This is a genomic window from Motilimonas pumila (assembly GCF_003596335.1).
Lineage (GTDB): Bacteria > Pseudomonadota > Gammaproteobacteria > Enterobacterales > CBDFNC01 > Motilimonas > Motilimonas pumila.
Window position 1 is genome coordinate 20,526 of record NZ_QZCH01000023.1, and the last position, 15,094, is coordinate 35,619.

14 protein-coding genes are annotated in these 15,094 nt (G+C 45.4%); 8 read left to right on the top strand and 6 right to left on the bottom strand.

Annotated features, from left to right (window positions below):
• Window positions 1-45 precede the first annotated feature (45 nt).
• Both D1Z90_RS15575 and D1Z90_RS15580 read right to left on the bottom strand, forming a co-directional pair.
• Window positions 46-753 carry a DUF445 family protein gene (locus D1Z90_RS15575; RefSeq protein ID WP_119911715.1) on the bottom strand — a complete coding sequence of 236 codons (708 nt, stop codon included), beginning with the start codon at window positions 751-753 and terminating at the stop codon, window positions 46-48.
• 58 nt (window positions 754-811) lie between these two features.
• The gene (locus D1Z90_RS15580) at window positions 812-1,690 is read right to left on the bottom strand and encodes a DMT family transporter (protein WP_119911716.1); all 879 of its coding nucleotides are present in this window, start codon (window positions 1,688-1,690) and stop codon (window positions 812-814) included.
• A gap of 228 nt (window positions 1,691-1,918) precedes the next feature.
• Between D1Z90_RS15580 and D1Z90_RS15585 the strand changes: the two genes are divergently transcribed.
• The 5 genes from D1Z90_RS15585 to D1Z90_RS15605 all read left to right on the top strand — a co-directional run bounded on the left by D1Z90_RS15585 (window position 1,919) and on the right by D1Z90_RS15605 (window position 8,135).
• Window positions 1,919-3,985 (top strand): glycosyl hydrolase family 18 protein, encoded by a 2,067-nt coding sequence (locus D1Z90_RS15585; protein WP_158587160.1) that lies wholly within the window; start codon window positions 1,919-1,921, stop codon window positions 3,983-3,985.
• 335 nt (window positions 3,986-4,320) lie between these two features.
• Complete coding sequence (locus D1Z90_RS15590) at window positions 4,321-5,820, top strand: polysaccharide deacetylase family protein (protein WP_158587161.1); 1,500 nt, start codon at window positions 4,321-4,323, stop codon at window positions 5,818-5,820.
• 234 nt (window positions 5,821-6,054) lie between these two features.
• Window positions 6,055-7,155: a substrate-binding domain-containing protein gene (locus D1Z90_RS15595; RefSeq protein ID WP_119911719.1), complete on the top strand. Its 1,101-nt coding sequence runs from the start codon at window positions 6,055-6,057 to the stop codon at window positions 7,153-7,155.
• Between the two features lie 46 nt (window positions 7,156-7,201).
• On the top strand, window positions 7,202-7,804 hold the full coding sequence (locus D1Z90_RS15600) for a TetR-like C-terminal domain-containing protein (protein ID WP_119911720.1): 603 nt from the start codon (window positions 7,202-7,204) through the stop codon (window positions 7,802-7,804).
• A gap of 52 nt (window positions 7,805-7,856) precedes the next feature.
• Complete coding sequence (locus D1Z90_RS15605) at window positions 7,857-8,135, top strand: peptidylprolyl isomerase (RefSeq protein ID WP_119911721.1); 279 nt, start codon at window positions 7,857-7,859, stop codon at window positions 8,133-8,135.
• Between the two features lie 104 nt (window positions 8,136-8,239).
• Here the strand turns inward: D1Z90_RS15605 and D1Z90_RS15610 are convergent, their stop codons facing one another.
• Window positions 8,240-9,295, bottom strand: coding sequence for a PLP-dependent cysteine synthase family protein (locus D1Z90_RS15610; RefSeq protein WP_232525270.1), 1,056 nt, complete (start codon window positions 9,293-9,295; stop codon window positions 8,240-8,242).
• A 129-nt stretch (window positions 9,296-9,424) separates the two neighbouring features.
• On the opposite strand from D1Z90_RS15610, the gene D1Z90_RS15615 reads away from it, so the two are divergent.
• A complete protein-coding gene (locus D1Z90_RS15615) occupies window positions 9,425-9,898 on the top strand; it encodes an Lrp/AsnC family transcriptional regulator (RefSeq protein WP_119911723.1) in 474 nt (157 codons plus the stop codon).
• 35 nt (window positions 9,899-9,933) lie between these two features.
• Here the strand turns inward: D1Z90_RS15615 and D1Z90_RS15620 are convergent, their stop codons facing one another.
• Window positions 9,934-10,938 carry a metal-dependent hydrolase gene (locus D1Z90_RS15620; protein ID WP_119911724.1) on the bottom strand — a complete coding sequence of 335 codons (1,005 nt, stop codon included), beginning with the start codon at window positions 10,936-10,938 and terminating at the stop codon, window positions 9,934-9,936.
• A gap of 94 nt (window positions 10,939-11,032) precedes the next feature.
• Between D1Z90_RS15620 and D1Z90_RS15625 the strand changes: the two genes are divergently transcribed.
• Entirely contained in the window at window positions 11,033-11,722 is a 690-nt protein-coding gene (locus D1Z90_RS15625) for a DUF2161 family putative PD-(D/E)XK-type phosphodiesterase (RefSeq protein ID WP_119911725.1), read from the top strand.
• A 56-nt stretch (window positions 11,723-11,778) separates the two neighbouring features.
• On the opposite strand, the gene D1Z90_RS15630 is transcribed toward D1Z90_RS15625, so the two are convergent.
• Window positions 11,779-12,105 carry a hypothetical protein gene (locus D1Z90_RS15630; RefSeq protein ID WP_119911726.1) on the bottom strand — a complete coding sequence of 109 codons (327 nt, stop codon included), beginning with the start codon at window positions 12,103-12,105 and terminating at the stop codon, window positions 11,779-11,781.
• A gap of 229 nt (window positions 12,106-12,334) precedes the next feature.
• On the opposite strand from D1Z90_RS15630, the gene D1Z90_RS15635 reads away from it, so the two are divergent.
• The gene (locus tag D1Z90_RS15635; protein ID WP_119911727.1) at window positions 12,335-12,892 is read left to right on the top strand and encodes a hypothetical protein; all 558 of its coding nucleotides are present in this window, start codon (window positions 12,335-12,337) and stop codon (window positions 12,890-12,892) included.
• A gap of 14 nt (window positions 12,893-12,906) precedes the next feature.
• Here the strand turns inward: D1Z90_RS15635 and D1Z90_RS15640 are convergent, their stop codons facing one another.
• The gene (locus D1Z90_RS15640) at window positions 12,907-14,988 is read right to left on the bottom strand and encodes a sensor domain-containing diguanylate cyclase (protein WP_119911728.1); all 2,082 of its coding nucleotides are present in this window, start codon (window positions 14,986-14,988) and stop codon (window positions 12,907-12,909) included.
• Window positions 14,989-15,094: the final 106 nt, after the last annotated feature.

A 15,094-nucleotide genomic window follows, 5' to 3' on the forward strand; every position in this document is an offset into this window, starting at 1 on the left:
GATTTTGCTTCGCCGAGTGACCACCGGCGAAGCTGGCAGAGTGAGTTATTGGCTGATGAGCGCGCTCAGTACGCCAATAATGCCGCCAAAAATACCGCCCCATACGACTAACCAACCAAGGTGTTGTTTGATCATGGTCTGAATGATCTGTTTGACTAACTCGGGCGTTAGTTCACTTAAACGTTGGTCGATAATGTCTTCGATATTTTGTTTAATATCTTCGAGCATGTCGGGCTGTTCCAATTGCTTTTTCAAGGCTTGTTTAAATGACTCTTGTTGGCTGATGTCGACGATGGCTTGTTGCATTTTTTCAATGAAAGGCTCACGCAGTGGCTGCAAAGCTTCGCTGCCACCGACCATCGCCAACATGCCGCTAAAAGCAGATTGTTCTATCACTTCAACTAAGGAGTCAAAGCTGGGTGACAGGTCTATCGTGTCAATCACGGGGGTTAAGTCCATGCTGGTGGCGCTGGCCATTTCTTGATTTAAAAATCGGTCGATATTTTGATGGGTAAAAAACTGATTCATCATCAGTTGTTTAATGCCCAGTTTAAAGTCTTCGAACCTGGCGGGGATCACACCAGAACCATATAAGCCAGGCACTTTTTCAAACAGCATATGAATCGCCAGCCAATTTGTGATGGCGCCTGAAAAGGCAAATAAACCTGCAAACAGTAAGATCGAGTGATCTAACGCGTAGCCTGCGCCAAGTAAAGCCAGTGCCAGCAGGTTAGTGATTAAGCCTTTGTTCATGATTCTGTCTCGGTGGTATAAAAACGCGATTTTAACAATCTTAGAAGCGATGGCAAGATCATGCTTTGGCCGACGCTTTGCTATATAACATTAATCCCAGAGTACACACCACTAGGGCGGCAACGTCCCATTGGGTTAAACCTTCTGCCAGAAAGAACCAGGCGAGCACCGCGGTAACGGCGGGTACAAATGCCATCATGGTTGCGCCGGTAAGTGGCCCTAAGTGGCGAATGCAGTAGGTAAATAAAATGCCTGCGCACAAGGTGACAACCACGCCTTGGTAAATGGCTTGGGTGGCGATGTCGACCCAAGCTACTTGGCTTATCTCTGTCGGCAACAGTAACCAGCAAGGCAATAGCACTATGGTATTGATCAAAGGCACCATGACCAAAACGTCTTTGATGCCGTAATTAAAGGCTTTGACCGCGACCATGTAGCTGGCTAAAGATAAAGATGCCACCAATAATAGCAAGCTTGCGAGCCATTGTTTGCTACTCAAAAAGGCTTGCCAACCGTGTTGAAATAATAATAAGAGGTTGGCACACAAAATGATGAAAATGGCCAGCCATGCCAGTTTGGCAGGTTTGCTGCCTAGCCACCAAGCGCCAACTAAAGCACCAAACACGGGCAAGAAGCCATTAACGATCACGCCCGTGTTCGCCGCACTAGCGTGATTCATGCCATAAAAGCTGAATACGGTGTAAATAGCCCCTGTGGTTAGGGCAATAATACTGGCGTGCCACCAGTTAACTTGCCGCCATGGATAGCGCCACCATAATACGCTGGTGATCAAGGTGGCAGTGCCAAAACGCAACAACGAAATGTCCCACGGGCTGAGCGCTGTTTGAACGCCCGCTCGAGACAAGGTGATCCAGCCCGACCAAATAAAAATGACTCCTAAGCCGGCACAAATGGCCAAAATATTCGTTTTTTTCATGTAAGGGCACCTTATTTAGCGCGAGGAGAAAATCAGCAGACAAAATATCAAATTTCATAAGCCATTGTTGTGCTTTGTGAACTTGGTTTTCTTTTTGATTGATCTTATGTTGATTTTTTTGAGTTATTGTAACGACAAAGCTATAAAGTAGCTAACTAGCGACAGCCTTTCACGGATGAAATGGCGCAGGACTGCTTTTGGTCGCTATATTGGCAAAGGATTGCATTTATGAACTTTCAGCTAGCTTGTCTTTTGGGCATGTTATTACTGCTGCCTTTTCGCGCTTTGGCCGAACCGATTGTTCTCGGTTATTTCCCTTTCTGGTCTACTTACAGTCATTCTTACCATATTAAAGATGTCCCAGCAGATCGCTTGACTCACTTGGTTTACGCGTTTGCCAATATTAACGCTGAAGGTGAGGTAGAACTGGGGGATAAGTACGCCGACGTGGATCGTATTTATCCGGGCGATTCGCCGCAGGGCGGCAAACGTGGCAGTTATCACCAACTGCGAAAACTTAAACAGCAGTACCCTCAACTGGTCAATATGGTTGCCATTGGGGGGTGGAGTTATTCTAAGTACTTTGATCGCGCGGCTGCCAGCCCAAAAGTGTTTGCTGCCAGCGCTGCGGCGTATATTGAGCAACACGGGTTTGATGGCATTGAGCTGGATTGGCGTTCTCCTGTCGCCAGAGACCTAGGAGACATCGCGAAACCAGGCCAAAAAGCGCAATACTTGGCGTTGATTAAAGCGACTCGAGCCGCGTTGGACGAGCTGTCAGCGCGCACTGGCAAAAGTTATCAGCTGAGCAGCACGATCTCTGTGGTGCCTTTGATGATGGTGCAATGGCCAATCAAAGAGATGCAGCAATACTTAGACTTTATCACGCTATTGAGCATTGATTTTAGCGGTCGCTGGAATAACACAACCGGTCACTATGCGCCTTTGCATGGGGCGAATGGCAGCAATGGCATTGTTGAAGGGGTGAACGAATTTAAACGCTTGGGCGGCGATCCCAAAAAGTTGGTCATGACAATCCCAAGCCAAGGAACCAGCTGGCTGGGCGTGACTCAAGCCGGCATCAATCAACCGACTTCAGGTGTACCTAAGGGCAGTTGGGACAATGAGTCGATTGGGGCCAGTGGCATTTTTTCACAGCAAGACATTGCCAGCTTTCTGCAAAATGATGAATGGCAGCAAGGCTGGGATGACGATGCAAAAGCAGCCTGGTTATACCATCCTGAGCAGCAAATCTGGTTGTCTTACGAAAATCATGAGTCGTTAGAAGCCAAGCTTGAATACGGCCACTCGCAACAATTTGCAGGCACTGCGCTGTGGTCTTTATCGGGAGATACCACTGACAGTTCAAGTTTGTTGCGTAAAATTCACCAATTCGATGCGGGCTTGCAAAGCTTTTGGCTGGATCTGTTACCTTACTTACCGATCATCATTATTTCGGTGCTTATTGCAGTGTTAGCCTGGTGGTTGAAGCAAAAAGGTTACATTCGTAATAAAAGCCCGAGCTTTCCAGAATTATTAAACCTGCTCGAACAAGACTCGGTGCTATCGCAGCAATCGCCACAATTGCAGCAAGTATTGCAAAGGCTGCAAAAACTGCACGCAAGCCAATTTAACGGTGCCAAGAAGCAAGACATTTTACCGGTATGGCAACAAAGCCGTAGCGTGGATGGCCTACACCAAGAGTTGGTAAGCTGGTTTTCAAACCAACCTGGGGTGCAATCTGCAGGGGTTTATCAAGGTGAGCGCCAGTTGGCGCTGAGTGAAAGTCAAGCCGCTGAAAATAGTCATGTCATTCAGTTATTATTGGATGATTTAGACGCTTGTGTACTGCAGTTAAAAGTGGACCCTGAACACAGCGATGAAGCTCACTTTAAACAGTTTACCGATCAGCTGGGACAGTGCCGACAATATTTGATGCAGTTGTGTCGCCAGCCTCAACTGTTGGGTGAGCTGCACCAAATTGCCCAACACAAAGATAAACTCAAGTACATTAAAGCGGAACGAGGCTACAGTGGCTTGTATATTGATGGGCAAATAGACCCCATATACATTTTATTGCGTTTAACTGGCATCAAGCTGTATTTTGATAATCAAACCTTGATTCAAGTGCACCGCTCTTGGTTGGTTAACCCTATGCGAGTGGTGGCGTTAGAAAAGTTACCGAAAGGAAAATGGCAGTTGCGAATGGACAAAGGTGAGTGCATTCCGGTTTCTCGCAGTTATTTGCCTTGGCTACAGCAAAGTTACCCACACTGGAGCCAGCAAGTGGCGTGAATTTGGTGAAAATCACTCTTGTACGTGTTTTTTGTAAGTTATTGTTATTATTTGGTTTTGTGTTTTTTTTGACGGTATTGGTGCAATTTTATAAGGGACAGCGAGGAAAAAAAGTCCGGTTGCCACCTGGTTTTGATAGTGCACCTTGCTAGTGGTGAACTTCGTGATGTTGTTGGTGTAATAACAGAGTTAACAATAAAACCTTAAGTAGCTGTTTTTATTGATTAACCACTATATTTTTAAGGTTTTGGTGAAGCATGGCTTTGCTTGGCCTTTGTTAGCGCCAAATATGTTGCATGATGAGTAAGTCTTTTACGCCATACCACGGAGGATACATGGCAAAACTTACTACTCTCGCAATCTTGGTTGCAGCTGCAAGTTCTCAACTTTCCCTTTCTGCGCAGGCCGCGCCTGGTCAACCGCAACTGGATTACTTACCTGCTAACACTAATGCCTATCAAACTCACACCGTAAAATGGAACATGTGGTGGGGTGAGAATGGCCGGTTATGGCAATTGCATAATAATGACAGCCAAGTTTGCCAGGGCGAACTGGTTGCTGACGACAACAATAAACAAACGGGTCAATGTGATATCCGTTTAACGGAAGGCAGCAATTCCCTACAGGTGAGCTTGTGCAATGACGATGGTTGCAGCACCAGTGAGAGCCGTCAAGTTAACGCAACAACTCCAGAATTACCTACGTGGCAAGCTGACACCCCTTATCAAGCGGGCGATTACGTGCAAGTTGGCAAAAAAGTTTATCAAGCAAAATGGTGGAATAAAAATCAGGCCCCAGCAAGCAAAGCTTGGCAGTTTATTGCCGAGCAAGGCGCGGTATTGTCGGCGGCCGTCACTCCTTGGCAAGGCGGTGCTACAGCAGCTTATACCATTCAGCATGACGATTTGTGTGCCTACATTACAGACGGCATCATTGAACATGCACTACCCGCCTTGAATGAACGAGATTTAACGGCTTCTGTCGGGATTATTGCTGGTAACTGTGCCCCTTACCATTGGCAAGCGGCGCAAGATTTTGTTGATACTGGCCATGAAATTTTCAACCATTCTTGGACTCACGGCAGTCCGGTAGAAGAAACTTGGGATGACAAGGTTGAGATCAGCGATGCCCAAGCTGAAATTGAACAACAAGTAAAAGGCGAGATTGCTTTTTATGCATTCCCTTACGATCAGGCGCAAGCTGCTTCTATTGATGCGGTGAAACAAAATACCAGTTTGATTGGCATGCGCTCAGTGAATTATTACCTGGCTCGCGGTGTCAATGACGCTGACAGCTTTGACCCTTACTTCATCAAAAATGATCTATTTACCAATTCGGGTATTTGGTCGGTTTACGAAGGCAGCGAAGATATTCTTAAGGCGTACGTCGATGACGCTGTTGCTAAGGGAGGCTGGGCACTGCGAACGTTTCATGGAGTAGAAGACACGTCATGGGAAATGGTGCCGTTAGCCCGTTATGAAGGACACCTCGATTATGTGAAAAGCTTAGTTGATGCAGGCCAATTGTGGGTAGCTGGCGCAGCGGACATTACTCGTTATGGTATGAGTCGCCGGTATTGCAGTATTCACACTGAGGGCACGTTTGAAGGCGGTTTGAGCATTGAGTTTGATACTAGCGATGCGTTATGTCAGCAGTATTTGGCAGCGGATACTCGCTTGACGGTAGAAGTGAACAGTGACCAAGGCGTGAGCGTGGTCACTGCGCATTATGCGCAGCAACCAGAACAGGGCATTACTGTGAAGCAATTAGCAGACAATAAGTTTCAATTAGATATTTTAGTAAGTAAGGGTAAAGTTTTATTAACAAGCCAATAATCTAACCTTCACGCTGATTGTGTTACACATGTACGCGGCCATATGGCCGCGTATTTATTTATGGCTTAAATAATATATACGGCTGAATGTTATAAATAATGAATCGATGGAAGTGAGATCATTCACGAAAGCTTTAACTCAACCACGCTTCTTTGATTCAATTCTGCGCTGACCTTAGGTCTGACATATAATTAACGATTTCTGTACAAATAGATTGCTTAGGATAAAGAAACCATGCGTTGCAAAGGGTGGTTAACCCCATGGATAGGGTTAATTTTAATTTGGCCGATGATGCTTTGTGCCCAGCAAAATGCTGATTTTTGGCACTTGGAGGAGTTTTATGAAACATTTCCTCAGCAAAAAAAGCTCAGCGTAGATTTTGCTGAAAGGATTAAAAGCGCGGGCCAACCACTCGTTAAACGTAATGACCCCATACGCATTTTTGTGGTGTATCCTGGCCATCAGGTGTCTGATTATTGGCGCCGCAGTATCAAATCACTCACCGCCCGTTTAGATGAATTGAATGTGGCGTATCAAATATATCATCACTCTACTCGGCCAGCAGTAGCGATAGAGCAACAAAAGCGGCTCATAAAAAAGGCGCTAAGGTATCAAACTGACTATTTTATTTTCACGTTAGACGTGGACCAGCACCAAGAGTTAGTGTCGACCATTTTATTGAAAAGTAATATGAAACTCATATTACAAAATATCACCACGCCCTTTTTTCGCTGGCAATCAGTGCCGCCTTTTATGTACGTTGGCTTTGATCATTTTAAAGGCACTGAGTTATTGAGCCAGTACTATCAGCAAAAATACCCCAAAGCCAAATACAGCTTGGTTTATCGCTCGCCAGGTTATATTAGCCAGGCACGGGGTGACAGCTTTATTGCCTTACAAAAAGCCCATGGTGGCCATTTGGTTGCCAGTGAATACACGGATGCATCGTTACATGGTGCTAAACGCAAAGCTTATGAAATGTTGCAGCAAGAAACGGATATTGAATATATTTACGCTTGCTCGACTGATGTGGCGTTTGGCGTTCGCCGCGCCCTTGAGCGTTTAGGTTTGGCCGACCGTATTGCAGTGAATGGTTGGGGCGGCGGAGAGCAGGAACTTAAAGCTATTTTAGAGGGTGAACTCGACGTCACTGTGATGCGCATGAGTGACGATAATGGGGTGGCTATGGCCGAGGGTATCGCCCTTGATCTTCAAGGTAAAAAGCACTTAGTGCCGCAAGTTTTCTCGGGCGAGTTTAAATTAGTGACCAAGGCCACAAGTCCAATCGAAATTGAGCAATATAAGCGCTATGCATTTCGCTATTCGTCCCCTTAAAATACTATCCAGTTAGTCAGGCTTTTCATTTCACGGAGGAAAGACAGTGTCTGAAGGTTTAAAAACAGAAATCATCAACAAGGTGATTGCAGCGTTAGACGAAAAAACCCTCACCCGCACCGACCTTGCGTCGATTGCTCGTGCCACGCAAGTAGACTTCAAAGATTTGGTCAGCTTATTTAAAGGTGATGCAGGCATTAACTTTGAGTTAGCGAAACAAGCCAACCGCTTACTGGCGCGCTTTATGTCGAGTGCCGATCATCAGTTGCCCCCAGCAGAGCGTTTAATTGACATGGGCATGATGTATTTAGACTTTGCCGAAACGCACCCAGGCTTGTTTAATTACATGTACACCTATGACGATAAAGACAAGTGGGAAGACATCAGCTTTGCTGAGATTGCGCACTCTAATTTTGCCTTGCTGCAAGATACGATCAAAGAAGGCATTGAACAAGGCGTGTTCGTGAAACAATATGAACCTGTGATGTCTTTGTCTGCTTGGTCAATGATCCAAGGTTTTGCGCACATACAGTCAAATAAGCTGTCACCGTTTGGTGGTTCACTGTCGCGTGAAGCAAAGCGTCAAGTGATGGACAGCCTCTACTCTGGCTTGCTGACCGACAGCTACAAAGACGTTTATAAGCGCTAAGCCTTTAAAAATCAGGTACACTCGCGCCGTAAACCATTTAAAGGGGAATGTTATGGCCAGAACTGCGCACGCCTTACACATCTTGGTAAAGCATCAAGACAAAGCTGAAGACATTATTAAACAGCTAAAAAAAGGCGCGAAATTTCAAACATTAGCGAAGAAGTATTCCAGTTGTCCGTCGGGTAAAAAGGGCGGTGATTTGGGTGAGTTTCGCAAGGGCCAAATGGTGCCGCAGTTTGATAAAGTGGCTTTTAACGGCGAATTGTTAACTCCTCATCTCGTTAAAACTAAATTCGGTTGGCACGTGGTCAAGGTACTGTATCGCACCTGATACTTACGCTTTGGTCTCAGCCGATATGATAAAAGCAAAGCCCGTCTTATGACGGGCTTTGTGGTATTTACAACTCAGGTAATCATCGATTGCCCTTTGTGTCGCTATGAAAACTTTTCTTCTAGCCAAGTTTGGTGGCTGCTGACGTCGCCGATGTGTTGGCTTACCCAAGCGGCGTCATAATAACTATCTAAATAGCGTTCACCTGAATCGCACAATAGGGTCACGATCGATCCTGTTGTCCCCTGAGCTTGCATCGCCAGTGCGGTTTGTAATGCCCCGTAAACGTTGGTGCCTGTGCTTGGGCCAACGCGGCGATTTAACTGCTGTTGCAGCCATAGCATGGTGGCAACAGAGGCGGTGTCTTGCACTTTCAGCATGTGGTCGATGACCCCGGGAATAAACGAAGGCTCAACTCGGGGCCGCCCTATGCCTTCGATTCGGCTACCTTTTTGTGCCGTTATGCTGGCATCGCCATGTTGATAAAAGTCCATAAATACCGAATGCTCAGGGTCCACCACGGTGAGCTCGGTCGGCAGTTGCTGATAACGAATATAGCGGCCTATGGTGGCACTGGTTCCGCCCGTACCTGCACTCATGACGATGTGCTTAGGGATAGGGTGTGGCTCGCGCTGCATTTGGTTAAAGATGGCGTCGGCAATATTGTTATTACCTCGCCAATCAGTGGCTCGCTCGGCGTAGGTGAATTGGTCCATGTAATGGCCGTCTAACTCTTGTGCGAGTTGCTGCGAGGTGGCGTAGATCTGATCTGTGCTATCTACTAAATGGGCTTGGCCACCATAGAATTTGATCAATTCAATTTTTTTAGCAGCGGTGCTGGCTGGCATAACGGCGATAAAAGGCACGCCTATCAAGCGCGCAAAATATGCTTCAGACACCGCAGTACTTCCAGAAGAGGCTTCGATAATCGGTTTATCTGGCTTGATCCAACCGTTACACAAGGCGTACAAGAATAGTGAACGAGCTAATCTGTGCTTGAGGCTACCTGTGGGGTGTGTACTTTCGTCTTTTAGGTATAAATCAATGCCCGCTAAGTGACGCAAGCTCAACTTGATCAAGTGGGTGTCTGCAGAGCGTTGGTAATCGGCATTAATTTTACTGATGGCTTGTTGTACCCAAAGGTTGGTTGCTGGTTTCATAGTGGCCCCTAAACGTGATTGCATGATATAAAATATATGCTGATTAGCGGAGAAATACTTTGCTATATTTATTATAGTTTTCAATGTTTGTAGAATATTTTTCTACCTTTTATGTTTTGGTGGTAAAAATTGTTAGATAAGACCGATATCGAAATACTCTCATTGCTACAAAGTAACGCAGAGTGGTCGTTACAGCATATTGCTGATCATGTGAATTTAACCACAACACCTTGTTGGAAGCGGATTAAACGGCTAGAACAAGCCGGTTATGTTCGTCAGAAAGTGGCGTTACTGGATCCACAACGGTTGGGCTTAGATTTAATTGCATTTGTGCAATTGAAAACCCAGCATCATAGCCAGCAGTGGTACGACAATCTTGTATGTAAGGTTAACGATTTTGCTGCGGTAATGGAGTGTTACCGCATGGCGGGTGAGTACGATTACATGCTGAAAGTGTTGGTGCAAGATATGGCCAGCTTTGATCGATTTTATAAAGCCTTAGTTAATGAGGTGTCTGGGTTGAGTGACGTTACGTCTAACTTTGCGATGGAGCAAATAAAATACACCACTCAGGTGCCACTGACCTTGACCGTTAAAGAATAACGCAGTCAATAACCTAGGGTTATGACTGCGCTTGATTATCGTTCTGCCTGTGCCAAGTTATCCGGATGTTGGCTGAATACTTGACGATAAAGTTGTTTCATCCGTGCGGCTTCCACTTTAGGTTGTGGCAGTTGCACCGAATCCACCGCTTGCCATTGACCCTCTTGTTGCTGCGCAATGTGAAAAGTAAAGGGGAAGTACCCGGCCATGCCTAAGCGCAAGTCGGTAACATGCAATGCCCCTTGTTGTTGCTGGAACGATAAAAAGCCATTGCTGAACCATTCGAGGCGAGCAAGCTCTGGCGATTGAAATTGCTGCAGCAGCGCTCTGCCTGTGTCGTGGGTTTGCCATTTCAGCGGCTGTTTATTGCCCACATAAGTGAGGGCTTCGCTGTATTGCTGACCGTCATAACGCAAAATACGCCAGCTGATAATATTAAACGGCATGGGCGAAATAAACACAGGTGATGGCGTTAACTGAGCGGCTTGTAATTGTTGATTTATTTGCCACTTTGCCCCTTGGCTGGCGAGTAAATACAGGCAGCTGAATGTTAGCGCGGCCAGGTTGATACGTTGCCAGCGCCGGCTATTTTTGGATAACCATAAGCCCAACAAACTGATCAATAATGGCAGTGTATAGAGCGGGTCTATGATAAACATGCTGGACCACGAGGTGGGCATTAACGGCATGGGCCAAAATAGTTGGGTGCCGTAGGTGGTGAAGCTATCGAGTAAGGGGTGGGTGATGAGGCTTAGCCAAATCATCAAGAACGTCCGCCAAGGGTTGTCTTTAGCGGTTTGCACAAAGCTGCGAGCCAAGATAAAAAGGCCAATGGCAAGCGCACTCAATACAAATAAAGAGTGACTAAAACCGCGATGATAGGTGTAGTTCGCGACGGCGTCGCCGTAGTTAATGAGCACATCGAGGTCAGGCAGTGTGCCCAGCGCTGCGCCAATGAGAATGGCTTTTTTGCCGTAAGCTTTAAAGCCTATTGCGCTGGCTACAGATACGCCTAAGGCAATTTGAGTGACTGAATCCATTGAAGAGTGGTCCTTTACTTGAGTCGCTTTATTCACTTTATCAATACGGCTAGATTACTCTGTCGGTTTGTATTAACAAGGAATATATCAATTTATGGCTGTAAAACGTCCAGAAACGGATTTGTACTTGCCTGTGAAACACATGCTTGAACAGCAAGGTTTTACGGTGAAAGGAGAGGTCAAACAATGCGACATCTTTGCCCTCAAAGAGCAGGGCGATCAAGGTGATGCATTGAGCCTGGTGGTTGAGCTTAAAACGACGGTGAACTTGACGCTGATCTTGCAAGCAGTTGAGCGAATGGCGGTGGCTGACAACGTATATATTGCGGTGCCTGCGGATTGTGCGCCGATCAAAAAGCAGCAAAAGAGTATTGTTAAGCTGGTGCGACGCTTGGGCATAGGTTTGATTGTTGTCGCATTTGTTGGTCAGCAAACCTTTGTTGAGACGGTGGCTTCTCCCGGCGATTATCAGCCGCGTAAAAATCTCAAAAAGTCGCGCTTGATACTGAATGAATTTCATCAGCGTGATGGTGACCCAGAGGTGGGAGGGGCAGCCAGTCGTGGCAAAAAGATGACGGTTTACCGCCAGCGCTGCATCAACGTAGCACGTTATTTAGCTCAAGCTGGCGCGACTAAAGCGTCGGTAGTTGCGTTAGAGGTAGATGATCCTAAGGCAAGATATTTGTTATCAACGAATGTTTACAAGTGGTTCGAACGCGTGTCTCAAGGGGTCTATCAGTTGTCAGCCCATGGCCATGAAGAGTTACAGTTGTGGCTCAGCTAACCGAGTCGGGCGGATTCGGCTGACCGCTTCCGTGCGGAACCAACTCAGGCCATATATTAATGAAGAGCTGTTAGTCTGTGGTAACTCATGTCTTTGTGATAGAGACCTGCTTGCGTTAAGGTGTTTGCAAGTTCCATCGGCGCCAATTCATCAATGTCATCATTATGAATGTGTAAGCCTGATACGGTCACTTGGCCAGCGGAACGGTAAGACAAAAGCACTTGCGCATTTTGCTGTGAGTTCAGTAATTGCTCGAATTTGTATGCAGATAAATCGTCGTCAAGGGCAAAGGACGTGAGCTGGCCGTCTATTTTTACCATCACCTGCTTGTAACCAACGATGTTGTTGATTAACTCGAGGGCTTGCCTTTTATTCATATTCATAATCGTTTCCTTACTAAACCCCAAAGAGGGGGACAGATAAAGTTACAACGATGCTAACAACATAACGTTTACAACTTTGCTTTCTGTTGTAAACGTAGCAAGTTTGAAAACGGGTCAAACTTTATGATAAAAACACAAATCCTTTTGTTATCTACCAAGCTGATATTCGTTTATAAAAATAAACTTAGCAGCAATTCGTGTTTTTGCTTAATTACTAAGGAAGTTTAATTTGAAGTTAATATTTCAAATCGCAACATTAATCGTCGCCGCTTATTTTGTTAATAAACAATGGATAGCTGCCAAACCATTAGAACCGATATATTTTCAAACCATACCGATTAAAGTGGCAATGCCTGCCGATACCAAAATAAATAAACATGTAAACCAAGAGTTAAGCTTTGAGCAAGCGGTTAAGAATGATGATGATTTTGTCATGGCGACCATGGTGTTTGACTCAGTCGCGGACAGTTTTACTCAAGACAGTATTACTGAGCTTGAGGATGAAGATATTTCATCCATAGTCGACAAACAATTTATGGCCCAGGGCGGGCTGCCGCAGGGCGTGTCTTTAGATGTATTGGGGCGTGGCTTTATTGAGCACCAGGGACGTCAAGGTTATAGCATTAGTTTGCGAATGAATCACGGCGAAGATAAAGAGACTATCTTGCAGCAGCAAATCTATGTGTATAAAGGCCACATGGTGATGTTAATGACCACGAGTAGCGGCAGTATGCAAGATGAAAACACCAGTGAGGCATATTTCAATTCTTTAGAATTTATGAAATAAATAAATCTCGCGATTTAGGCAAAAACTGACAACTGGTTTTTGCCTTTTTGTTTTGCTTCATATAATGCAGTGTCTGCCAAATCGATTAATTCATCGGAAGTTTTTGCAACGCTGCCATCGTGCCAACTGAGTCCCGCAGAAATAGATAAATAACCTTTGTGACAGCCCAAATGAGGAATGGCTTGTTTACCTATATCTGTGATGATTTGAGTCACTGTTTCTATCGCTGTTTGTTTATCTAACCCTATCAATAATAAAGCAAACTCTTCGCCACCAAAGCGCGCTAATAAATCGCTTCGCCGCCGGAAGTGTTGCGCTAATTGTTGCGCTACTTGTTTTAAACACTCGTCGCCTTGTAAGTGACCATAATGATCGTTGTAAGCTTTAAAATCATCGATATCGATCATCACCATAGCGACACTGATATTTCGATTGAATGCTTGTTCAATGTTATGTGGCAGGTGTAAATCTAAAAAACGTCGGTTGGGTACTTCTGTTAATGAATCTGTGTGGGTTAATTGTTCTAATTTTAAGTTACTTGCAGCGAGCTCTGCATTGGCTTGCTCTAGCTCTAACGTGCGACTCGTGACTGCGGCTTCAAGCTCTACGTTAAGCTTATGAAGTGCCATTTGCGCTTGTTTTTTAGCGATTATTTCCGCTACGTTGGCGCTGAAAAGGCTAAATAAATGCTGTGTGTGCGAGTTCAGTGCGTGGCCATTGATGAGGTTGTCAGCAAAAATAATTCCTATGGTGCGGCCATTACTGCGTAGCTGAGTTGCTACATTCCAGCCATAACCCACTTTCTTGTCGTTATGAAACAGCTCGATCTTTTCTTCCACCACGAGTTGGTCTGGTCGTTCCATCGCAGCTTTTATTAGTCCCTTATATTCTGTTGGTGTGTGATACCAGGTTTCATCAACGATATTTCCCTTGATGTCTGTGCCATAAGTTCCTATTAGAGCTTTACTTTCAGGGTTCATCAAAAAGATGGCGACACGGTCGAGCACCAACTCTTGCTTGGCTAGCTGCACTGCTTTTTTACAAATGGCCAACACTGAATCAAGCGGTGACATTTCCAACATGCTTTGGCGCAGTGTTTTCAGGTTATGCTCTTCTTGTTTACGCGCCAGTACTTGACTCAACATGCTACCAAAGGCATTCAGCAGTTCATGGTCATAGGTGCTTAAGGTTTGTTGGGTTATTAAATTATCGATGGCCACCCAAGCGTTTGGTTCAGTACCATCCCTTAATATCAGCACGGCATTCCAACCTTTACCTACCTTTTGACCATCGCTGTAAAGATCGGTTGTTTCAATCATGGCGAATGTGTCTTGAGAGTGAAATGTGCGCTCAATAAAGTGCTGCTGCATATTATCAACATGGTAAAGCTGCTGCTGTTCTTGGCTGGTTTGGCCATTCACGTCGGTACCATAGGTTGGGTGTAGCTTAAGGTGAACTCGATCAATGAGAAACAATGCAGTGCGGTCAAACCCAAGCCTATCTCGCAGGCTTTCTACTGCCGAAAGGTACAATTGGTCGAGCGATTGGCAACTACCAAGCTCTAAGCTAATAGTTTGGAGCAGTTGCATCCGTTCTATAAACTGCTCTCTTTCGGATACGTCTTGTTGTAATTTCAACTGCTGTGCTTCTTGCGACATCCTCATTAGGTGTAATTTTTGTTGCGCTTTTAAGCTGTCGAATCGATAACTGTACAATCGAATAAGATCGCTAAACTGACGGCTTTGTTCATTGCTCATTGTCGGTAACACATGCGCGTGTTTTACCAACACTCCAGCAAAAGGGCTGACATCTAGCGGGGTGAGCAGTAACGACCAATCCGGGTGGTCTGAGACAGGTACTAGATGACAATATTGTTGGCGTTGAGCCATGAGTTGTCCATGTTGGACTTGATTCAGCGCGATAGGGTTATCAGGTAATTCGATGAAGTCTTCATAGCGAGCAGGCAGCCAGGACATTTCCTGCCCTTGCACCGCTTGTAATAGCCAATACTTAAAGCCAGTGAGCAACTCTGCCAAAGAGTGAGTTTGCATGAGTGGCTGTTGTGCTGCGGCGAGAATGTCTGCTATTTGCTTCAATGGAATATGCCTTGTGTAATTATCAGGCAATGATATCCGTGGCCAGTCAGTTTGTTGAGTAAAATGTGAGATAAATACTAATTTTTATGACCTAAGTATAATTGCT